Here is a 20,836-nt window from a genome sequence, read left to right as displayed (position 1 = left end):
TATTCCTTGATTTCCAGACAAAAAAACCAGCGCAGTCTGTGTAATCAAACGCGCTGGTTTTTATCTATTTCTCTCGCTAAAATAGATCGTTTAAAGCCTTTTTGCTCAAAAAATTCTTTGATTTCACTTGGACTTTGATAAGAAAGTCTAATCACATAGTAGTTAATATATTCAATCCAAGCAAACGCGTAAAGGCCTAGAAAAAAAGCAAGTCCCTTAACCCCTAACTGCATATAGTGGTAAATGAGTACACCTAAACCTAACGTAAGAAGAATTTTATTCATTTTTTTAAAAAGCAGAAACAACTGAATGTAGCTGGAGGGCAAATGAGAATCTTCTTTTCGGCTCACCCGCCTCCATTTCATAAACCAGTACAAGCTTCCTTGAAACAGGATAAACTCAAGTATAATAAAAGCATACACACTTGAAAACGTTGTTAAATAAAAAGCCAGATGAGAAAACTCATTTAAGTACCCTATCCACAGCGCAGCAAACAGTAAAGCTGCCGTAAGCTCTCCTGTCCATAAACCAAACAATTTCCGCTTTACTTTCATAGAAATCCCCCCAGCGTACCTCTCAATCCTTCTGTTCAAACCAAGCTTTAAACAGCAGGTTTACACCTGTTTTTATTTCTCCATCAGACAGTCCTGCAAATCCAAGCAATACATAGGGCGTGTTGTTTTCACCCGCACTATGATAATAAATAGATGTTGGATAAATCGTTACCCCTTGTTTGGCAGCTGCTTCTATTAGTTTCTGTTCACTCATTCCTTTTTTTACCTTAAGAAGAATATGCAAGCCAGAATGTTCTCCAATAACATCTACACGTTCTCCCATAATAGTAGTCAAACAATCTAGCAGCAGCGCTTGTTTTTTACGGTATGCTGTTCTCATTTTATTCAAGTGACGTTCCCAGTGCCCTTCTTTCATAAACAGAAAAAGCGTATGCTGATGAAGCCTTGAAACAGGCTGTTTAAAAAGTCCACAGTGTTTCATATAACTTGTAAGAAGCCGGTGTGGCAGCACGGCATAACTTATTCGAAGAGAAGGCATCAACGATTTTGAAAACGTACCCGTATAAATAACGCGATCGTCTTGATCTAATCCTTGAAGGGCCGGAATCGGTTTTCCTTTATAGCGAAATTCTCCGTCATAGTCATCCTCTATGATATAGCCATTCGTTTCTGCCGCCCACTCTAATAGTTCAAGTCTTCTTGCTATCGGCATGACCATCCCAACAGGAAATTGATGAGACGGCGTAATGTACACCGCATCCGCTCCGCTTTCTTTCAGTTCCTTCACTTTCAAGCCAGAACTATCAAGAGAAATAGGGACGACCGACATGCCTTGTTCTTGAAAAACGTGCCTCGTTCGGTGAAAGCCTGGGTTTTCGAACCCAATTATCTTTTCTTTTCCTAGAATGACAGAAAGCAGCCACATGAGGTACTGTGTACCTGCACCTATCACAATTTGCTCCGCTGTGCAGCGCACTCCTCTTGAATGATAAAGATACGCTGCAATTTCTTGACGAAGAAGCAGTTCGCCCTGTGGATGTCCGCTATAAAAAAGCTGGCTTTCATCATGATAAATTGTTTGAACCGTTAGCTTTTTCCACGTGTTATACGGAAATTTTTCTACGTCTACCTTTCCATGGCTAAAGTCAATGACAGTTGATTTCCCTTCTTCTTGCGGTAAAGAGACATAGGCGGGAGGCTGTTTTTGAAGCACGACTTCATTTTTTATCTCTTTTACAAATGCTCCTTTCCTGGCTAGTATCTCGATATAGCCTTCAGCTTCTAACTGTACATAAGCCGCTTCAACCGTATTTTGGCTAATGCTTAAATGAAGAGCTAACTTTCGTTTAGAAGGCAGTTTTTCATGAGGCGGAATGGTGCCTTTTTGAATTTGTTTTTTTATGTAAGTATAAAGCTGCATGTATAAGGGATCTGCTTTTCTTTTATCGAGCAAAGGCATTAACTCTAACATGATGTTCTTTCCTTTCTAACTGACACTATTAAATTTACTGTTTCTGACACTTATTCTCAGTTCAGATTCTTCATATACTGGACTATATCTTATAAATCAAGGAGATGACACAATGACCATTACTTACAAAACCAACGTCTCAATCCGTGCCGAACAAGCTGCTGAAGTGTTTGTACATTCAGGTATTAAACGTCCGGCACAAGATCTTGATCGGATTCAAAGAATGCTTGATCATGCTTCCCTTACCATTACCGCTTGGAAAGACAGCGAACTCATTGGCATAGCCAGAGCGTTAACAGATTTTAGCTACTGCTGCTATTTATCGGATTTAGCTGTCGTAAAAGACTATCAAAATCAAGGAATCGGCACACAGCTCATCAAGCACGTTCAATCAGAAATCGGTGAAGAAGCCGCGCTCATTTTACTTTCCGCTCCTTCTGCAATGAACTACTATCCAAAAGTCGGCTTTCATCAGATTGATAATGGGTTTAAAATTGGGAGAATTCGGTAGACGCGAAGAAAGGAGCTTCTCCTTTCTTTTTATCCAAACGCCTGAGCTGCTATAGCAAAAAGGTTGCCCTGTCTAGCAGATAGGGAATTGACGCCATACGCCATAACAGGAGGCTCATTTTGAAGCTGAAATCCGTGATTTTCCACAAGTTTCTTTAACGTTTCCTCATGAGAAGACAGGTCAATTCTCAGCTTTTCTTTGTAACTCTTCGCTAGTTCATCAATGACTAGCATTGCTGCTTCAGCGTGTGGAGCAACTACGGGACCAATCACGATATTGCTCGGGGTACGAACCGCTAAACCATAACCCATTATTTTATTTTGTTCGTTTTGTAAGACAACTGCTTTTTCAGCTTGCTGAATTCTACTTTTTAAAAATAGCTTTCTATTATCTCCAAATGCTGCTTCATCAAGCTTTAAAACCTCTTTGAAGTCCCTTCTCGTTAAGGATCGTGTATAAAACCCTGAAGCTTTAAATGCTCTTGGTATGTATTCACTGCTTATATATTTACTTACATAGTCCACGGTTTTGAACCCTGCTTTTTTATATAAGTGCTCACCTTCTTTTGTCGCAATTAAGTAGGCATTCACCTCAGGAGAAAGAATTTGCAAACAGTGCTTCATGAGCTGCCCGGCTAACCCTTGTTTTCGATAATCTTTTCTCACAATTACCATTCCTATAAAAGCTGACTGATTTTCATATAAAACTACTGCTACGCTTGATACAATGTCACCTTTCTCATTTCTATGTCCAAATACGTCTCCAGTTGAAAAAATCGTATGTAAATCCGCTTCGCTATAATCCCATTTTTCCAACTTAGATAGCACTAGCAAACCCTTTATGTCTTTTTCACTAAATCTTTCTATCATTTCTGCCTATTTCCTCCCAACTTTTCGATGCACTGTGTGGCGTTAAAAAACGTAAAACTACCATACTTATCCACTTCCAATTACCATTTAATCATTAATGAATTCTCTAACTAAATAGTACAGAATAAATAGAATATTTTCTACATTATTCATATGTATCAATAATCCCTTCAAAAAAACTAATCATTCGCACATAAACTAATGAAAAAAGACCTCTTTCCAAGAAAGAGGTCTTTTCGTTCATTTCACTAGCTTTTGCTCAGTCCCAGCTGAACCTTGACTTCGTTTATGAAATCCTTTTGCGTAGTACGCGATAATAAGACCGATAAACCATAGTGGTCCGATAATAACTGCAATTCTTGTATCTGGATTGTACGCCATAAGAACAACCACCAGCGCTAGGAACGCAAGTGACACATAAGACGTTAACGGAAATAAAGGCATTTTGTATTTTAACTTTGCCTCTTCACCTTTTTTTAGCGTTTTGCGATACTTAATTTGAGAAAGCAAAATAATTCCCCAAGTCCAAATCGCACCGAATGTTGCAATGCTTGTTACCCACGTAAATACTTTGGCAGGCACAATGTAGTTTAACGCTACTCCGACTAATAACGCACCCGCTGATGCTAAAACAGCTTTTCCAGGTACGCCGCCTTTTGTCAGCTGACCGTATCCTTTTGGAGCTTCTCCGTGCTCTGCTAAGTTAAACAGCATACGGCCTGTACTAAAAATACCGCTGTTACAAGAAGAAAGAGCTGCTGTTAGCACCACAAAGTTAATAATGCCTGCCGCTGCTGGAATCCCGATTTTTTCAAATGTTAATACAAACGGGCTTCCCTGTGAACCAATTTCTTGCCAAGGATAAATCGACATAATGACAAATAATGCACCAACGTAGAAAATAAGAATACGCCAAAAGACCGAATCAATCGCTCTTGCTAGAGATTTTTCTGGATTTTTCACTTCTCCCGCGGTAACGCCGATCATTTCAATTCCTAAATATGCAAACATAACCATTTGCAGCGACAGTAAAATACCTTTGAATCCGTTCGGGAACAGCCCGCCGTTGTCCCATAAGTTTTTAATACCCGTCGCAACGCCGCCGTTGCCGATTCCAAACACAATCATTAATAATCCAACGGCAATCATTAACACAATCGCTAAAATTTTAATAAGTGCAAACCAAAATTCCAGTTCACCATATGCCTTAACAGCTAAGAAGTTAACTGTTGTCATGATGACAAGCGCCGATAACGCCCAAATCCAGTTTGGTACATCCGGATACCAATATCCCATATAAATACCAACGGCTGTAATTTCAGCCATACATGTTACAACCCATAAAAACCAGTAGTTCCAACCTGTTAGATAACCAGCAAGGGGCCCTAAATAGTCGCGCGCGTACTTGCTGAATGAACCTGCAACAGGTTTTTGAATCGCCATTTCTCCAAGTGCTCTCATAATAAAAAACATAATCATTCCGCTAAATCCGTACGCCAATAATATTCCCGGCCCTGCTAATTTAATAGCAGATGCAGATCCAAGAAACAGCCCTACCCCTATGGCTGCTCCTAAGGACATCAGCGTCACATGTCTTTCTTCTAACCCGCGTTTCAATTCTTTCCCCTGAGTTTTCCCCTGCATAAACGTCTCCCCTTTTTCCAATCTGTCAAAACGAGATGAATACAGCTTTTTGTTAGCGCTTTCATATAAATTTATGCTAAAAGTCAGCTAGGCTGTATATTTTTATTCTATCACCTTTCTCTCGTTTTTCTTTTGTCGAAAAACAAAAAAATTATCGTATCATTTTGTTTAAACGCACAATTAGACGTAGACACTGCTTTTTTACTATGTATTTATTATCGCACCTAAGTAATAGTATTTTTTAAAAAATAGAAAAACGCCGACTCAACTCCGTCAGCGCATCGTTCATTTTATGCTTTTTTATAAAACTAGCATTTATCTCGCGGGTTCAAAAGTTTTACAGCCAGGTTCTTCCGTTTCAGAAACATGGTGACTACTTTCAGGACTCACAACGTAAATGGACTCTGCACTGCATTTATTTCCCGATTTCCAATACATGCACTCATTCACTTCACATAATACACCTTGGGCCACTGTTATCCCTCCTTTTTTTGTCTTATCTATTTACTACCCGAAATAGAACGCTTCTAACATTTACATGCAAAAAAACCGCTTGTTTATCAAGCGGATCCTTTTACTGCGTGTGTTCAACATACTGTTTTTTAGCTAAATATAATTCACGACTCAGCGTGATCCGCCGTTCTCTCAAGTTCCTTAATTTAACTTGAAACTGTTCATTAGTTGGCTCTTCTTGAATTAAGCGATACGTAAAAGAAATATCTTCATTTAACTGTTTAAAATCTTCCCATATTTCTTGAACGAGTGCGGATTGTTTGTCTTCAAATGAACGATTTTGCTTCGTTTTTAGCGCGGCTAAAATTTCCTGCTGCCACGTTTCGTCTTTTAGTTCTTTTGCTAACAAGTATAGATCTAAATAATCATCAACGCTTAGCGCCTGTTGTGTATTTTTCAATGTCATCACCTTTTCTATACGAAATGTTTCTTCCTAAGAAGAGGATTTCATCATAGAAAAAGATTCCTCTTCTTATCTGTCAGAGCTAGGCTATGCTGGAATTAGCACCATTCAATAATTGTGGTTGCTGAGGCTTCAAAGGGCCAGTCCCTCCACCTCTCTAGATAAGAATATTTCGTTTTTAAATTATTTCTGACTATTCTAATATGTTTTATATGTTATGTCAATAGCTTTTCAATAAAAAGAAAAAAGAAGTAAAATATGGTATGCTTTCATAAAGGATGGTGAGCACATGAAACGATATATGTTATCTGCTTTTTTGGGAAGCTTGCTGCTGCTTCTCAGCATTGCTTTTTCATCTACTTTCCATATTGCAATTGTCAAAACAACCGGAAGCATTGGAGGGATTATTTTAGCAGCAGCGGCTTTGATTATGAACGCACTTGAAGATCCCCCCTCCTCAGATCATACAGGTAGAGGAGCTGTTGAAGTACTAGATAAAGGCGCTGTTTGGGCTACTTATTTACTTTTACTTTCATTACCGAACCTCATCGCATGTATAACATCTTATGTTTTATGGACTCGCTGACATTCACCAACATTACGGACGTTTTGCCACCTGTAGGCTCATTGATATTTGTTTATCTACAAATCCAAGTTCACGGTACACATGCTGTGCAAAATTCCCAGCATGAACGCTGAGTCTGATTTCAGGGTATCCTTTGATAGACAATTCATCAATTGCTTTTTGCATTAACGGCTTGGCTAGACCTTGCCCGCGGTATTCTGGTAAAACATATAACTCGTAGATAAAGCCAATTTCTGCTTTTGAAAAGAAGTCGGCAGATGGACCGACAAAAACCCAGCCTGCAAGTTTATTTTCTTGTCTAGATACTAAATAATAACACCCTTTTTCAAGGGCATTATCAATTAGTTCATTTACGCGTTCAGTTGACGGTTGAAACTGATGCGTTGTTCCTTCAAACAGCGCATCAGCAGATTTCGTCCGAATTTCCTGTATTTCTTCTTCAGTAGCTTTTGCAATCATCACAATCTCTCCTTTCGTGTTCGTTTTCCACATACAGAGATAAATTCCTGCAAAAAAAAGTCTTCGCCTAAGCGAAGACTTTTATTTAAATTCAAAATGTTCTTGATGGTTGCCTTGTTCATCCGTCCAGTTAATCATGATGTCTAAGCCTGCCGCTTTTCCAGGAACAGCAAAATTGGCATAGCGAAAACGCTGACCGCTTTTGCTTAAGTTAGACCTTTCAATAGGAGAAAACAAGCTGTATTTCGCCTTATTTTTTCCTTCGTGCCGAAAAGCTTGGACCTGCACACGCTCTACGTCTTTTCCAATGTTTTCAACGGTTAATCCATATGTATGATAGACGTTATTTTTCCACTTTAGCTGATTATCTCCCGTCATGCTCGCTTTTGTCAGTTCGACCGACCATTGTTCAGATGATTTCTTCATTGGAAGTTTCTCAATCGAAAGAGCGCTGACATGAATGGTTGCAAAAGCAAGCCAAACAAAACAAAAAGTGCTGACTGTATAAAGTAGTCTTTTCATAGATTTTGATCTCCTTAGAAATTTTAGTAGTAGCATCTCCTATTACCTTAAAAATTATGATAAACACTTTAACAAAAAAGCCTCTCCATTCAGGAGAAGCTTCTTAATTAATGCATCAGCAAATCTTTTTGTGTGTCTAACGAGTGTTTTGTATATAAATCTCTTTCAATCGCATATTTAGGACGCTGTTTCACTTCGTTGAAAATCTTGCCAATGTATTCTCCGACAAGACCTATTCCCATTAGCTGCAGGCCGCCTACAAGCCAAATTGATAAAATAAGAGACGTCCAGCCAATTTGCGTATGATCTAAATATTTTTGAATCAGCGCATAAATGCCAAACAAAATACTAAAGAGAAACGAAGCTCCTCCAAGCAGCGTCAGTAAGCGTATAGGTGCTACGCTAAAAGACGTAATCCCGTCAAATGCAAAAGCGAGCATTTTCTTTAGCGGATATTTTGACTCACCCGCCGTCCGTTCTTTGCGGTCATATGTGACTTCCGTGGAGCGAAATCCTACTAATGGTACAAGGCCCCGCAAAAAGACGTTTCCTTCTTTATATTTCATGAGTTCACCAAGAGCACGTTTGCTCATAAGGCGAAAATCAGCGTGATTTTGAACGAGCTGAATTCCTAGCTTGTTCATAAAACGATAAAACCCTACTGCCGTGGTTCGTTTGAAAAATGTATCGGTTTCTCTGCTGTCTCGAACGCCATATACAACTTCATACCCAAGCCAATATTTCTCTACAAAAGTACGAATGACGCTGATATCATCTTGCAAATCCGCGTCAATGGAAATGACGCAGTCAGATTGCTTATGAGCTGCTTCTAGTCCTGCAAGCAAAGCATTTTGATGTCCTACATTTCGCGCTAACTTTAACCCTTTTACAAACAAATTGCTGCAGCTTTCTTTTTCAATAAGCGACCACGTGCTGTCTTTACTTCCATCGTCTACAAATAAAATAGTGCTTTCACTTGATACAAGTCGTTCATTAATCAGTTCTTTTACTACAGTAGTTAATTGAAAAGACGTCTCTGTGAATACTTCTTCTTCGTTGTAGCATGGAACCACGATCGTTAAAATAGGTCTGTTCATGTTATTGCCCCCTTACTTTGCTTCATATACATACACTTTCCAAGCGGACTGTTTATCGTTAAATGCTTTTAAAAAGTGCAAACCGTCGCTTTCAGCATTTTCAATTGGCACAGCTGAAAAAATATAGCGACCGCCCATTTTTTTAAATTGGCTGATATTAAGCTGCAAATGACGAATTTTTTTCGTTGAGTCTTTTCGGTAATCATATTTTTTACCTAGCTCGCTAACAAACACATAGCAGCGATTGCCCCAGTGATCATAGTAGCTTTCTAGTTTTTTATTTTTATCAAGCTCTTTGGCAATAATTTTGCGAAACTCATGTTTATATGTTAACGGATAGAAGTTGTTATACGTATCTAGCGTATAAAAGCCGTTATACTGAGCAATTGATGGATGAAGCCCTATGCTCGCTACGCGATAAGATGATTTAGGTTTTCCAATATATCTGCTTATTTCATCAAACTGATGCACAGCATAAAATTCTTTGACTGAAGGCTCGTGATTGTAGCGATAGTAAAGTTCAGGATTTGCTATAAATAACACAAGCAGCTGTAAAATCAAACATACCCACACAAACTTTTTCCACGCCTTGCTCCTTTTCCATAAAACATAGCTGCCAACGGCAAACATCAAATAAATAATGAGCGGGCGTAAAAAGTGAAATCTAGCAAAGTTGAACGTATTAAAAAGCTGATATTTTTCTTTTAGCGGCTCCCAACCTTTATAAAACCAAAACGCATACCAAATCGACAGTAGTAGATTAAGAATAAATAACTGCAAAAACGTTTTGTCAAGCTTTTCCTTGCGATTTCGAGCAACAAACCACAATACGACAAAAGAAAGCGGTAAAATGACAAAAGTATGAAGCGTCATTACATGCGTATGCCCGAGCGTATAGTTCTTCAAAGCAAGGCGAACGGAATGTCCAAAGCTTAGAGTAGAGCTTAAAAATTCATTTCGACTCGTCGGGGCCTCCGGAAATAAAAGCGAATCAACAAGTCGGTATTCAATGAGCAGAAAGACAGCAGTCATCGCTGCAATACTGCTTAAAAAAGGAATATTCCACGCTCGTTTTTTTACTACGTCTCTTAGCCATAGCAGCCCCATCGCTGCTAAAAAGAAGAAAAACCCGAGCACAAAGCTCGCGTAAAACGGGAGCAGTAAAAGTGTAAGCCATTCCTTCCACGTTCCTTCGCGGTTTCGAATGGTTAAAAACGCCCACAGCGCTAGCGGCTGTCCTAATGTACTCAGCATGCCCGAAGGCCAAAATGGCGTAAGTGCAAAAGCAAGCGATACAAGCACTCGAATCGCATACGCATCCTTGCTTTTAATAAAATGCTTTTTTAATAATAAATACATTCCAATTAAAGCAAATACGCGCGTGATCGTTTGACTCAGGCTGTATGCAAGCATGGTCGGGAATACACCATACAGCCACTGGATACCGCTAAATTCTGTTCCAAACGTATTCCTCGGCAATCCGTTAATAATTTGAGGTAATACGGCATGACTGGAGCCAAACAGCTCTCCGCTTCGATGCAGAACTTTATACCACGTAATATTTGAGTCTAAATTATCATGCACGCGTATATGTGAATTTTCCCCAAGCAAAAACATAGGAGATACATACGCAAGCAGCAAAAGGAAAGCGATAATAAGCAATGTTTTTTCTTTATTCATAGCTGTTTCTTTCTTCATCTGTTAACACCTATTTCCATTTCATAATGACTAAAAGCTAATCGTGGACGACTGCTTCTTTTTTTGTATTAAATACAAAGTATTTTTGACCCGTATAATTTAAAAGCGTATACAGACCTGTTCCAATTAATATACCGACGTCTTTTTTGAACGGATGCACCGCAACAGGAAGTTGATGCAATAACCAGCTGGAGAACTGCAGTCCAATATAGTAAGACAAGCCGTAGCAAATGCCAATAACTAAAATAAAACGCAGTATGCTTTTTGATAAATGAACTCCGCTTTTAAACGTAAATATTCGATTTAACACGTAGCTGACGACTGCCCCCGCTGCATTGCCAACGAACGTCGCTATCCAGTAATGATGAAAGATATGAAGCAACACATACATAATGGAGAGACCTACTGCTGTATTGACCAGTCCCACTACTAAAAAACGTACAAAAGATCCTTTCATATAAACTCCTTTTGATTTTGATACTTTCATAAAAATTACATATTATGACTTTAAATACAGTTTCAGTGTAGCAACTCCACTTAAAAATCTAATGAAAATAACATTAAAAACAGATGAAAAAAAGCTAAAAGAATCAATAAAAATCAGGATTCTTTCAGCTATTTAGTAGAGCCTTCAATCATTAATTTTTGATCGCTTTGATTATCAAACGCATCCACTGCCGCTACTTCTATTTGATACGCAGTATGAGGCTGCAAACCGGATAACGGAAGACTTAAAACATCCGGAACAGGATCGCTGTAATATTGAGAAAATGCATTATATGTTTTGACCACTTTTCCAGTTTCTTTATTTTTGACGGTAATGCGATAAGAATGAACCATCAGATTATCCACCGCTTGCGTAAACTGGATATAAAGCTGATTTGCTGAAGCTTTTTCTTGTATAACAGAAATAGTAGAGCTTGGAAGAAAAATCGGTTTTACTAAATCTCGCTCATTCGTGTAGTGAAATTTTTTTGTATCTGCAGGTATGTCAATTTCCCACGCTTCTCCCGTCCACTTATTTGCGTGAAAATCCCGCCTTTTAACGACTACTTTTCGATTATAAACCTCTACAAGAAGACCTTGACTCACATCTCGGTAGCCAGGAGGAAGTTCACCTTGTAAATATCCAGCACCAGGCCATATATACCGAACAGAAGACGTTGCAAGAGAGGTGAAATCTCTTTGAAAAATAGTACGAGGGTCGTCCAACGGATGGTGGGTATGACCAGAAAACGTAATGACCTGCGGATAAGGTTTTAACGTATTGTAAAGAAGCTGTTCATTCACTTCTATCCCCCATCTGTTTTTCCCGTACAATGTATTGTTAATAGGCTGATGAATAAAGACAAAAATCGGTTTTTTAGGATCGTCTCGCTTTGCTATCTTCAACTGTTCAGCAAGCCAGTTAATTTGTTTGATTGAATAATCACCGGCGGTCAGACGGCTTTCTGTTCCAAGCATGATAAAATGATATCCTTTTATCACTTGATGAAAGTAAAGAGACTTCATTTTGGTTTTAGATAAAAAACGCTGCTGCGCTTGCTGATTGGTTACACTGTCCCGGTATTCATGGTTGCCAATTGTAAAAAGAGACACGGCCTGCGACTGTTTATTTTGATTATAAATAGAAAAAAAGCGATCGTATTCTTTTAACGCGCCTGTGTCGGCCAAATCTCCTACGACTACAAATGCATCTTGTTTCGGTGCCTGTTCATTTAATTGCGTTAATGCATGTTGAAAAGTACGCAAATCAAGCGTTCCTGTTTCCTTAATATGAACATCACTGATCACAGGAAAAACTAGCTTTGGTTCGATGTATCCGCTTCGTCCGCTCTTCTCTTCAGCTCGTACATTTAAGGTAATCCCGCATATAAGAACACTTATTAATACTAAAGCGAGCCAGTCTTTTTTCAGCGTTTCCATAAAACCGCCGAGCATGATGCTTCCTCCTTCCTTCACTGCTGCGTCTCAGTCATTTTCTCTACGTGTATGAGCTTTTATTTTATGTAATTTCAAAATATCTAATCGTATAGTTTCAATATTTCTTTTCGTGTTTGCATACACTATGTTCACAATCAATTCATTACACTTTTCCTAGTCATAGTGGTATGATTTTCGTATATTACAGACTAATTGTTGAAAATGTAGGAGTGAATATTTTGAAAACGGTCGCTGTTATTGGAGGAGGAATTACGGGCTTAACCACTCTGTACTATTTGCAGAAACTAAAACGAGAACGTAATCTTCCGCTTAAATTATTATTACTAGAGAAACATCCCCATCTAGGAGGGAAAATCAATACGCGTGAAGCTGGGGAATTTATTATGGAAACAGGGGCGGATTCTATTGTGGCTCGAAAAGAAAACGTTATGCCTCTGCTAGAAGAGCTGTACTTAACAAACGATTTAGTCTATAACGAAACGGGCAAATCATTTATTTACTCTGCTAATGAGCTGCTTCCAATTCCTGAAGATACCATGTTCGGTATTCCAACAAGCGTGGAATCTCTTTTTAAAAGCGAGCTGATTTCTTCAAAAGCGAAAATTACAGCTTTAAAAGACTTAATTACTAAAAATACAACGTTTACGAAAGACAGCTCGATTGGACTCTTTTTAAAACATTTTTTAGGAGAAGAGCTAGTAGAAAAGCAAATTGCACCTATTTTATCGGGCGTCTACTCTGGCGATTTAGACAAGCTCACGATTTCTTCAACTCTCCCGTATCTGCTCGACTACAAAAACACGTACGGCAGCATCATCAAAGGAATGGGCGCCAATGAAAAAAAATTTAAAACGGCAGGAAATAAAAAATTCATTTCGTTTAAACAAGGTTTATCAACGATTATTCACCGCTTAGAAGAAGAGCTTTCTGATGTAACGATTTTAAAAGATACGCCAACCACCAGCATAAAACGGAACGGTGAACGCTACCAAATCAGTACGCCGGGGCAAGCCCATTCAGCGGATTACGTGGTGTTAGCTACACCGCACACGGCTGCTCAGCACCTGTTGAACGATCCCGAATTAAACGAAGACTTTGAGCAGTTAAAAGATTCTTCTCTCATTAGCGTGTACATCGGCTATAACGTTCCAGACGAATACCTTCCCGCTGAAGGCACGGGGTTTATTGCTTCTCAATCAAGCAACTTAATCGCCAATGCCTGCACGTGGACGAGCAAAAAATGGGCTCACACCTCTAAGCGAGGGAATTTGTTAGTTCGCCTGTTTTATAAAAGCACGAGTCACCATTTTGACAGCCTGCGGACGATGTCAAAAGAAGAGCTGCTAGCAGTGGCACAAAAGGACATTAAAAACAGCTTAGGGATCAAAGAGCAGCCCATTGAAAGCGACGTAACAAATTGGGATAAATTGATGCCTACCTATCACCTTAAACACGGTGAACTCGTACGCAGCTTGACTCAAAAATTGTATGACAAGCACCCCGCTATTACATTAGCCGGCTGTTCTTACTATGGAGTGGGGATTGCAGCGTGTATAACAAACGGCAAACAAACGGCCAAAGCTATCTCTCAACAGTTGACTTAAACAAGGTTTGAAAACAATAAAAGGCCTGAAAATAATATATTATTTTCAGGCCTTTTATTACCTTTTCGTTAGCATATAAAGCTACTTTCCTTACTATTAACAACTCTTTTATCGCTTTTCTTTTTGCAAAGCAGCAGTAGCAAACAATACAAGATAGCGCTCGTCTGAAGTTAATCTAAGCCAATGTTTCACTTTATATCTCACAGGTTTCCGCTCCCTTCCTTCAAGGTTTTATATGGAAAGACTTTATATAAAGATTTAATAATGATAAGAAATGATGCTTGATATGTATTTTATTCCCACGCACGCTTGTTTACAAACTTTTTTAAGCATAAGACTCTTCGTTTATTTCCCTGAAAATAACACTATTTTCGCCATTATCATCTTACTATTTGAGAAAAAAGTGTACATTTCTTGCCTATTTTGACGAACATTGCGATAAATAAAAGCTGCCAACTGCGGCAGCTTTTATGTTAAAGGACTAATCTAATTATATTTCCTGATGGATCTTTTGTGATGAAATCTTGGTTTTCTTTAGACACAGCTGCTCCAATTTCACGAAGCTGATTTATTGCCTGCTCCCTTGCTTCTTCATCTGGAAAAACAAGTGTAAATGAGTCCAAACCAACGCTGTTCTCAAGAGGACTAGGCGCTCCAATTCCATTCCAAACGTTTAGTCCGATGTGATGATGATAGCGCCCAGTTGAAATAAACAAGGCTTGATTATGGTAATTGCTCACAACCTCAAAACCTAATCCATTTCGATAAAAGTTTTCCGTTTGCTCTAATTCAGAAACGTGAAGGTGAATATGTCCCATTAAGGTAGCTGAAGGTAATCCTGTCCATGGTTTACCGTTTCCTTCAGATAATATCGCTTCTGCGTCTAAAGGTTTTGTAGCCATTACTACTTCACTGTCGTTCCATTCCCATGTACTTGACGGACGATCTCGATAAATCTCTATGCCGTTTCCATCTGGATCTGCCAAGTACAGCGCTTCACTCACTAGATGATCAGACGCCCCTTGAAGCGGATAACCGCTATTTAACAGATGCTGTAGAATACTTCCTAAATCAGAACGAGTCGGCAACAATAGAGCAAAATGATATAAGCCTGTTGTACGAGGCTGTTTTGCTGTAACGTTTTCCGGCTGTTCAATCGATAAAAGCGCCGTGCGTCCATCAGCTGTTAACAAGGCTTTGTTCTCTTTTCTCCCTAAAAGTTTAAACCCGATTATTTGCTGATAAAAAGCAAGTGAACGCTCTAAATTTTCTACTTTTAAATTTACTTTCCCAACAAATACATGGGGTGCACGGTGAAAGTTCATGATTATTTCTCCTTTTAAATAGATCATTTTTTAATTAACTTACTTTATGTAACTTATTATATTTTTATAACTTTGTTTCGTCAAGTTATTTATTTTACTATCATAACTTAAAACTCATATCACAGCATAACCAATTAAATAAGCCCGCCTGCTCATAATATAGTATGAACAGGCGGGCTTACTTACCATTAGGCTATGCATAAACTATCAAAACAGTTCTCTGCTTTTACGTTTGACATTTCCATTAACAAAATACTGTATTCTCTCTTTTTGCTCATTTGTTGGCTTCTTATACGTTTCACATTCAAACTGAAAACATGCTTTTTCTAAATCGACTTCATTTCCTACAATTTCTCCAATCGCACTCAATTGGTTTAAATCTCTCCAAAGTTCCTCAGAAGTTTCAGGGTCAAAATGAGATGAAAGATAATACTGCGCATCATATTTTTTAAGTTCTCTCTGAATCCGCTCAAGGTCTTCTTTATCATAACTCCAGTCACCGCTATAAAAATCTGGACATAGACAATCACCTAAAAACAGTACTTTTTCTTTGGGGACGTAGACAACGGACGAGTCTTGCGCGTGTACCCCTCCAATATGCTGAATGCAACAAGTGATTCCACCTAGGTCAACTTCCATATGATGATGAAACGTTACGTCCGGCTCCCGTAAAATTAACGTCTCTCGACACGGCATTTCTTTCTTTATCATATCCCGGCAAAATTCGATTTCCTCCCCTTCCTGGACGCGTTTATCCAAGGAATCATCGTCCCAGCGCAGTGTCTTTAAATAGGCCAGCTTTTTCTTCGTCAAATGATGGCTGATTGTATATTTGTTCATTGCATGAATGCCAAATGTATGATCCCAGTGCCAATGCGTAATAGCTACTCCTTTGATTGGAGGGGCTCCCATTTTTTCCACTTCTTCTAAAAATGATGATGCATGCGCAGGAGAATTCCCAGCATCTACGAGGAAACTATACTTCTCCCCGCATATAAGCCCGAGCACCGGCCGATCCGTTTCTTCAGAATGAGGAAAGTAATAAACGTGGTCCGTTAGTTTTTTCAGCATATTTACACCTGCTTTATGTAGTTTAATAAAAACCTCTTTACTAAATGGTAAATAATGATAAATAAACTGTATCATACTCGGTGCTGCTTGCCTATCCCATTAGCTGATATTCGACTTTTCTTGAAAAGCTATAACTTTTTCGGGCTCTGCTGCTTTGTACTTTAAGAAGATCATCACACTAATCATCACAATCATTCCTCCCGCTAGCTGAGAAATGGTTGTCATTTCTCCAAGCAAGAAATAGGCGAGAATGATGGCACCAATTGGCTCGCCTAAAATAGCCATCGAAATCGTTGTAGCACCTACATACTTTAACAGCCAGTTAAATAAGGCGTGACCAAAAATATTAGGAATAAGCGCTAAAAGCAAAAAGATCCACCAATCCTTTGTGTCATACTGAGTCAGCGATACGTTTGTACAAATATTGTAAACAAATAGAACCAGTCCACCGATTAAAAAAACGGCGAAGCTATAGATGATTGGAGGCATTTTCCTGCATAGATCTTGCCCCGCCAGCATATGAACAGAAACGGCCACTGTACCTAAAACAGAAAGTAAGTCTCCGTAAAGAGCCGTTTTAGATACTCCGATATCGCCCGATGCGATAATCACCGAGCCGCTAACAGCCATTAAAATACTGATGACTCCTACTTTGCTTGTTTTTTCTTTAAATAAAAAATAAGCTCCAATCACTACGAAGACCGGCTCGAGCGCAGTCAAAATCATAGCGCTAGCAACTGTTGTATGTGAAAAAGATTCCATCCAAAACAGAAAATGAAGCCCTAAAAACACGCCTGATACAGCTAGCATTAGCCATTCTTTTACCGTGCTGTTTTTAAAAAGAATTTTCATTTTTCTCCATGGTAAAAACGGTAAAAATAAAAGGACGGTAAACAGCAGTCTATACATTCCTAAAATAGAAGCAGGCGCATCCGACCATTTAATTAAAATAGAAGAAAAGGAAACGGCTAATACACCGATTAAAAGAAAGACAGGAGGCGGTAAAGGAAGAATTGATTTATTCATGCCATTACTCCTTTTAGAATCTCTTTTTTCATATTTACTACGGGAATATTCACTCCCCCTCTATGTACGATTTCTTTTTCCTCTATGTAAAAGCCGATTGATTCATATAAAGCTATATTACGAGAAACACTCATTCTCACCTTGCATGATAAACTTTCCTTACCACACTCTTTGGCGTATGTTTCTAACCATTGAATAAGCCGTTTAGCCAGTCCTTTTCCTTGAAAAGCAGGAATAACAGACAGACGGTAAAAATATAAGCTCGTTTCTTCTAGCGTAAAACGCGCCATCGCTACGGGCTTATTTTCGACGTATAAAATGACAGCTTCTTTTCCATGCTTTAACGATTGCATAATAGATTCCGTTGTTTCATCAAGAGCACTGGAAGGTGGGACAGAATCGCGATAGACGGAGAAGGCTTGCAGCATAAGATCGTGAACTGTAGCAGCGTCCTCCGGCTGTGCTAAACAGTAGTTCATAAATTTTACCTTCTTTCTATAAAAATTAAGTATATCGAATTATTATACAACATCACCTATTTTTTTCCTACACCTTTTATTGATTTTTATTAAGGAGAATAACCTCTTTTTAAGCTCTTATACCTTCTTAGCTTTACTCCATTAAACTATTAATTCATTAGCACACACTCTTGAGAACTTTTTGTCGAAATGGTTAAAATTCTGTTGGGAGGGAATTATCATGACATTTTCTTGGCTTATACCTTACATAGCCGTGTCACTTATCATTGTCTTAATACCAGGACAAGACATGATTTTTGTAATGACACAAAGTATTGCTTCAGGCGTCAAAGCAGGCATCAAAACCGTACTGGGATCCATTACGGGAACATTTGTACATACTCTTTTAGCCGCAGTGGGGCTATCTATTATCTTTCAAAAATCAATTATTGCCTTTACGATTCTAAAGGTTGTAGGTGTTCTGTACCTGCTGTTTTTAGCCTACCAATCGTTTCGCGAAAAAAGCGGTCCGTTGGAATTAACAGAAAACGTTCAGCACCACCATCACTTTAGAAAAGGATTTGTTAGCAACTTAACCAATCCAAAAGTAGCTATTTTCTTCATTACGTTCTTACCGCAGTTTGTTAATTCGTCTCTTGGACATGTAAGTTTGCAGATGATTTTGTTTGGGATCATCTTTATCGCCGAAACGCTCATCATCTTTTCACTTATTGCGCTATTTGCTTCTGGCCTTGGGAAAAAAGTCAAAAAAAGCCGTATCTTTCAGCACACATTAAAATATGTAAAAGGAACCGTTTTTGGGATACTTGGCCTAAAACTTTTATTTTCTAGCAACAATTAAGTAAAACAAAATGAAATTTCTTTCATCCCTGCTGTTATCACCTTTTCATACCCGCTTCATTTGTCATATCACCCTATTTTTCCATGTGAGGTTAGTTGACAAAAGACCAAAATTATTATTTTATATATATATAAGGTTCAGATTTAGCAACAAGATTCGACAAGGATAATGAAGAAAAACAGCGGGGAAATAGGGAGATCTATCTAAATAGAGGGAAAATTCTATAAATTCACGTTTTTTATTATTATTCTACTATAATTCATGAAGAGGTGAAACTATGCAAGAAGTAGTTCAAGGTTTTGTTAGTTCAATCAACGAATTTCTTTGGTCCTACTTACTGATTGCGATGCTGATTGCATTTGGTTTGTTTTTTACATTCAGGTCAAAGTTTTTACAAATTCGGTTATTAAGAGAAATGATTCGTGTATTAAAAGAAGGTGCGGATAGCTCTTCTAAAGACGGAATTTCGCCATTCCAAGCGTTTTGTATCAGTATGGCAGCCCGCGTTGGTACGGGGAATATTACAGGTATTGCGATTGCGATCGCTTTAGGGGGACCTGGTGCTGTATTTTGGATGTGGGTACTTGCCGTTATTGGTTCAGCTTCAGCATTTGTCGAGAGTACGTTAGCACAAATATACAAAGTAAAAGACAAAGACGGCGGCTTCCGAGGCGGACCGGCTTACTATATGGAAAAAGGGTTAAAAAAGCGCTGGATGGGCGGACTGTTTGCTGTCTTAATCACTTTATCCTTTGGCTTAATTTTTAATGCTGTACAATCGAACACGATTACCCTTGCGTTTGAAAATGCGTTCGGAACGAATCGTCTAGTGTTAGGAATTATTATGACAGTGGCTTTCGCTGCCATTATTTTTGGCGGAGTTAAGCGTATTGCAAAAATGTCAGAATACATTGTTGTGGTACTAGCTGTTGCCTACATTGCAGTAGCACTCTTCATTATTATTATGAACATTCAAGAAATGCCTTCTCTTATTGCGTTAATCGTTAAAAATGCATTTGGTTTCGAGCAAATTGCTGGCGGTTCTCTTGGAGCAGCTCTTATGCAAGGAATTAAACGCGGATTATTCTCAAACGAAGCGGGTATGGGTAGTGCGCCAAACGCAGCCGCAGCTGCAACAACAAGCCACCCGGTAAAACAAGGATTAATTCAAGCCTTTGGTGTATTAACGGATACGCTTATTATTTGTAGTAGTACTGCCTTTATCATTTTACTTTCAGGTGCTTATACAAATAAAAATTTAAGCGGTATTGAATTAACACAAGCTGCTTTAAGCACTCATATTGGTTCTTGGGCAACAGGTGCTCTTGCAATTATGATTTTCCTATTTGCGTTTAGTACATTAATTGGTAACTACTACTACGGAGAAACAAATATTGAGTTCTTGAACACAAATAAAGCTTGGCTGATGACTTATCGTGTTGCTGTGCTTGCAATGATCGTGTTCGGTTCTATTTCTCAAATTCAGCTTGTATGGGACTTAGCAGACCTGTTTATGGGCTTTATGGTAGTAGTCAACTTAATCGCAATTCTCCTGCTCTCGAAAGTGGCCTTTGCCGCACTCAAAGATTATCTTGCCCAAAAGAAAGCTGGAAAAGACCCTGTCTTCTATCAAGACAGCATTTCTGGACTTGATAATATTGATGCATGGGATCATTCAAAAGATAAATCTAGCTCGAAAGAAGCGATCTAATAAAAAAAGCCGTGAATATTCACGGCTTTTTTATTGCGCAAATTTACTTCTTTTTTTCTTCTAGTGAAGAAGTCTAAGACTAACCAAATACCTATAGTATAAATAAATTACGCTGTACGGAATCCAGTAGGAAAAAAATGTCCAGCCGAGATTCCATCCGTTTCCGTATATAACTCTTTCCATATACATATACGTTCCTTCTAAAAATGTTGTAAACAGCGCTATAAGAAAAATAAAAAAATGAGGCTTTCCGATTCGCTGGATTAAAAAAATCATATAGCTGGCCAATACAGGATAAACACCTAAATTAAAAGGCAGCGCTTCTAATGCTTCATTTTCTAAAGAAGTCCGGAGTTTCCAAAAGCCATAATAGCTCCCTAATTCATTGATAACGATTGCTAAAATGCAAAAAGCAGTTCCTACTAAAGGCAGTAAACGACGATTTCTAGGATGTAAATAGAGGGTGCCAAAAATCCAAGGTAAAACAAACGCCAGCGCTATATTGATAAGCAAGAATATCCGACCTTTTTCTTTCTAGTATGCCACA

22 protein-coding genes and 1 riboswitch are annotated in these 20,836 nt (G+C 38.6%); of the genes, 5 read left to right on the top strand and 17 right to left on the bottom strand.

Annotated elements, in window-relative coordinates:
• Nucleotides 1–44: 44 nt before the first annotated feature.
• Nucleotides 45–554 carry a hypothetical protein gene (locus tag ACRPLY_RS08250; protein ID WP_034270643.1) on the bottom strand — a complete coding sequence of 170 codons (510 nt, stop codon included), beginning with the start codon at nucleotides 552–554 and terminating at the stop codon, nucleotides 45–47.
• Between the two features lie 22 nt (nucleotides 555–576).
• Nucleotides 577–1,986 carry a PLP-dependent aminotransferase family protein gene (locus ACRPLY_RS08245; RefSeq protein WP_049166046.1) on the bottom strand — a complete coding sequence of 470 codons (1,410 nt, stop codon included), beginning with the start codon at nucleotides 1,984–1,986 and terminating at the stop codon, nucleotides 577–579.
• 112 nt (nucleotides 1,987–2,098) lie between these two features.
• On the opposite strand from ACRPLY_RS08245, the gene ACRPLY_RS08240 reads away from it, so the two are divergent.
• Nucleotides 2,099–2,497 (top strand): GNAT family N-acetyltransferase, encoded by a 399-nt coding sequence (locus ACRPLY_RS08240; RefSeq protein WP_034270649.1) that lies wholly within the window; start codon nucleotides 2,099–2,101, stop codon nucleotides 2,495–2,497.
• Between the two features lie 29 nt (nucleotides 2,498–2,526).
• On the opposite strand, the gene ACRPLY_RS08235 is transcribed toward ACRPLY_RS08240, so the two are convergent.
• The 4 genes from ACRPLY_RS08235 to ACRPLY_RS08220 form a co-directional block, all read right to left on the bottom strand.
• Complete coding sequence (locus ACRPLY_RS08235; protein ID WP_034270652.1) at nucleotides 2,527–3,366, bottom strand: GNAT family N-acetyltransferase; 840 nt, start codon at nucleotides 3,364–3,366, stop codon at nucleotides 2,527–2,529.
• A 240-nt stretch (nucleotides 3,367–3,606) separates the two neighbouring features.
• Nucleotides 3,607–5,010: an alanine permease AlaP gene (gene alaP, locus ACRPLY_RS08230; protein WP_224980516.1), complete on the bottom strand. Its 1,404-nt coding sequence runs from the start codon at nucleotides 5,008–5,010 to the stop codon at nucleotides 3,607–3,609.
• Between the two features lie 315 nt (nucleotides 5,011–5,325).
• Nucleotides 5,326–5,484 carry a DUF1540 domain-containing protein gene (locus tag ACRPLY_RS08225; protein WP_016765258.1) on the bottom strand — a complete coding sequence of 53 codons (159 nt, stop codon included), beginning with the start codon at nucleotides 5,482–5,484 and terminating at the stop codon, nucleotides 5,326–5,328.
• A 100-nt stretch (nucleotides 5,485–5,584) separates the two neighbouring features.
• A complete protein-coding gene (locus ACRPLY_RS08220; protein ID WP_230624677.1) occupies nucleotides 5,585–5,929 on the bottom strand; it encodes a hypothetical protein in 345 nt (114 codons plus the stop codon).
• Between the two features lie 63 nt (nucleotides 5,930–5,992).
• Nucleotides 5,993–6,094: riboswitch (SAM riboswitch) on the bottom strand.
• 121 nt (nucleotides 6,095–6,215) lie between these two features.
• On the opposite strand from ACRPLY_RS08220, the gene ACRPLY_RS08215 reads away from it, so the two are divergent.
• A complete protein-coding gene (locus tag ACRPLY_RS08215) occupies nucleotides 6,216–6,512 on the top strand; it encodes a hypothetical protein (protein WP_033579886.1) in 297 nt (98 codons plus the stop codon).
• 12 nt (nucleotides 6,513–6,524) lie between these two features.
• Here the strand turns inward: ACRPLY_RS08215 and ACRPLY_RS08210 are convergent, their stop codons facing one another.
• The 6 genes from ACRPLY_RS08210 to ACRPLY_RS08185 all read right to left on the bottom strand — a co-directional run bounded on the left by ACRPLY_RS08210 (nucleotide 6,525) and on the right by ACRPLY_RS08185 (nucleotide 12,229).
• Nucleotides 6,525–6,971 carry a GNAT family N-acetyltransferase gene (locus ACRPLY_RS08210; protein ID WP_028415070.1) on the bottom strand — a complete coding sequence of 149 codons (447 nt, stop codon included), beginning with the start codon at nucleotides 6,969–6,971 and terminating at the stop codon, nucleotides 6,525–6,527.
• 81 nt (nucleotides 6,972–7,052) lie between these two features.
• On the bottom strand, nucleotides 7,053–7,493 hold the full coding sequence (locus ACRPLY_RS08205; RefSeq protein WP_028415071.1) for a hypothetical protein: 441 nt from the start codon (nucleotides 7,491–7,493) through the stop codon (nucleotides 7,053–7,055).
• A 107-nt stretch (nucleotides 7,494–7,600) separates the two neighbouring features.
• Nucleotides 7,601–8,590 (bottom strand): glycosyltransferase family 2 protein, encoded by a 990-nt coding sequence (locus ACRPLY_RS08200; protein ID WP_048019921.1) that lies wholly within the window; start codon nucleotides 8,588–8,590, stop codon nucleotides 7,601–7,603.
• A 12-nt stretch (nucleotides 8,591–8,602) separates the two neighbouring features.
• A complete protein-coding gene (locus ACRPLY_RS08195; protein WP_154989809.1) occupies nucleotides 8,603–10,288 on the bottom strand; it encodes a DUF6044 family protein in 1,686 nt (561 codons plus the stop codon).
• 37 nt (nucleotides 10,289–10,325) lie between these two features.
• Nucleotides 10,326–10,745: a GtrA family protein gene (locus tag ACRPLY_RS08190; protein ID WP_033579883.1), complete on the bottom strand. Its 420-nt coding sequence runs from the start codon at nucleotides 10,743–10,745 to the stop codon at nucleotides 10,326–10,328.
• Nucleotides 10,746–10,903: 158 nt separating this feature from the next.
• Complete coding sequence (locus ACRPLY_RS08185) at nucleotides 10,904–12,229, bottom strand: metallophosphoesterase (RefSeq protein WP_033579882.1); 1,326 nt, start codon at nucleotides 12,227–12,229, stop codon at nucleotides 10,904–10,906.
• A 221-nt stretch (nucleotides 12,230–12,450) separates the two neighbouring features.
• On the opposite strand from ACRPLY_RS08185, the gene ACRPLY_RS08180 reads away from it, so the two are divergent.
• Nucleotides 12,451–13,836 carry a protoporphyrinogen oxidase gene (locus tag ACRPLY_RS08180; protein ID WP_224980518.1) on the top strand — a complete coding sequence of 462 codons (1,386 nt, stop codon included), beginning with the start codon at nucleotides 12,451–12,453 and terminating at the stop codon, nucleotides 13,834–13,836.
• A gap of 473 nt (nucleotides 13,837–14,309) precedes the next feature.
• Here the strand turns inward: ACRPLY_RS08180 and ACRPLY_RS08175 are convergent, their stop codons facing one another.
• The 4 genes from ACRPLY_RS08175 to ACRPLY_RS08160 form a co-directional block, all read right to left on the bottom strand.
• Nucleotides 14,310–15,161 carry a VOC family protein gene (locus ACRPLY_RS08175; protein ID WP_034270678.1) on the bottom strand — a complete coding sequence of 284 codons (852 nt, stop codon included), beginning with the start codon at nucleotides 15,159–15,161 and terminating at the stop codon, nucleotides 14,310–14,312.
• Between the two features lie 207 nt (nucleotides 15,162–15,368).
• Complete coding sequence (locus ACRPLY_RS08170; protein ID WP_028415077.1) at nucleotides 15,369–16,307, bottom strand: MBL fold metallo-hydrolase; 939 nt, start codon at nucleotides 16,305–16,307, stop codon at nucleotides 15,369–15,371.
• Between the two features lie 24 nt (nucleotides 16,308–16,331).
• Nucleotides 16,332–17,258: a DMT family transporter gene (locus tag ACRPLY_RS08165; protein ID WP_224980519.1), complete on the bottom strand. Its 927-nt coding sequence runs from the start codon at nucleotides 17,256–17,258 to the stop codon at nucleotides 16,332–16,334.
• Nucleotides 17,255–17,737 carry a GNAT family N-acetyltransferase gene (locus ACRPLY_RS08160; protein ID WP_033579878.1) on the bottom strand — a complete coding sequence of 161 codons (483 nt, stop codon included), beginning with the start codon at nucleotides 17,735–17,737 and terminating at the stop codon, nucleotides 17,255–17,257. The genes ACRPLY_RS08165 and ACRPLY_RS08160 overlap by 4 nt, the downstream gene beginning before the upstream one ends.
• Nucleotides 17,738–17,957: 220 nt before the next feature.
• Between ACRPLY_RS08160 and ACRPLY_RS08155 the strand changes: the two genes are divergently transcribed.
• The gene (locus ACRPLY_RS08155; RefSeq protein WP_224980520.1) at nucleotides 17,958–18,578 is read left to right on the top strand and encodes a LysE family translocator; all 621 of its coding nucleotides are present in this window, start codon (nucleotides 17,958–17,960) and stop codon (nucleotides 18,576–18,578) included.
• A 277-nt stretch (nucleotides 18,579–18,855) separates the two neighbouring features.
• Complete coding sequence (locus ACRPLY_RS08150; protein WP_028415081.1) at nucleotides 18,856–20,289, top strand: alanine/glycine:cation symporter family protein; 1,434 nt, start codon at nucleotides 18,856–18,858, stop codon at nucleotides 20,287–20,289.
• 60 nt (nucleotides 20,290–20,349) lie between these two features.
• On the opposite strand, the gene ACRPLY_RS08145 is transcribed toward ACRPLY_RS08150, so the two are convergent.
• Nucleotides 20,350–20,802: a CBO0543 family protein gene (locus tag ACRPLY_RS08145; protein ID WP_028415082.1), complete on the bottom strand. Its 453-nt coding sequence runs from the start codon at nucleotides 20,800–20,802 to the stop codon at nucleotides 20,350–20,352.
• Nucleotides 20,803–20,836 lie beyond the last annotated feature (34 nt).

The sequence above is a fragment of the Priestia sp. TGN 0903 genome, assembly GCF_050846855.1.
GTDB classification, from domain to species: domain Bacteria; phylum Bacillota; class Bacilli; order Bacillales; family Bacillaceae_H; genus Priestia; species Priestia zanthoxyli.
The sequence above is the reverse complement of the archived record's forward strand: the minus strand, read 5'-3'. Positions and strand labels throughout refer to the sequence as shown.